Source organism: Amycolatopsis sp. NPDC043887, from assembly GCF_056435665.1.
On sequence record NZ_JBWKEB010000020.1, the window covers coordinates 132,613 to 133,479 of the forward strand.

Genomic DNA, 867 nt, shown 5'->3' on the forward strand with positions numbered 1-867 from the left:
GAGGGTGTGTTCGAAAAGTTTTGAACGGGAAAGGGGGGCCCGGCAAGGGGGGGTGGGGGGGGGTTTTTTGGTTCCCACCCAAAACCCCCCCCCACGACCCACCTGACCTAGTCGGCGAGCAGAGGGGAGGATTCGGTCGTGCCGAAGATCGTCGACCACGCCGAACGCCGCCGAGAGATCGCGGGCGCCCTCCTGCGCATCGTCGCGCGTGAAGGCGTCGAGGCCGTGAGCGTGCGCTCGGTCGCCATGGAAGCCGGGGTGTCCGCGGGCGCGGTGCAGAAGTACTTCTCCACCAAGGAAGATCTGTTCCGCTTCGCCCTCGACATGACCAGCGAGTTCCTGAAGCAGCGCTGGGAAACCCTCGATCAGTCCGGCGACCTGCTCGACCTGCTGCTGCGCCTGCTGGTCGAGGCGATGCCACTCGACGAGCAGCGCCGCGCGGAGGTGATCGTCATCAACGCCTTCACCGCCCGCGCCGCCGTCCGGCCGTCGTGGGCCGAGTTCATCCGCACCGGCTACGACGAGCTCGCGGAAATCACGGCCCAGTACCTCTCGAAAGCGCAGTCGGCGGGCCATGTCCGCGACGACCTCGCGGCCTCCGACCTGGCCGACGCCGTCCTCGCCCTCTCCGACGGCTTCGCGAACCGGATGCTCACGTCCACCGACCCGGCCGCCCTCCTACCTTCCCTCGAAACCTCCGTCCGCACCCTCCTAACTCCCCGCATTTAGTCCTCTGAATGCGGTAGTTGCGTGTGCAAGGACCGCATTCAGAGGACTAAGGGGTCCTAACAGAATGAGTGGGCTTTGAGTCGGCGCCAGCAGATAATGGCGCAGCCGATGGTGAGGAAGGCTTCGTGGAGGTCGTCG

At 66.1% G+C, this 867-nt stretch carries 1 protein-coding gene; it reads left to right on the top strand.

Annotation, left to right across the window (positions count from 1 at the left end; translation table 11 throughout):
- Nucleotides 1–138 precede the first annotated feature (138 nt).
- Entirely contained in the window at nt 139–729 is a 591-nt protein-coding gene (locus AC069H_RS37455; protein WP_478235473.1) for a TetR/AcrR family transcriptional regulator, read from the top strand.
- The last annotated feature ends 138 nt before the right edge of the window (nt 730–867 follow it).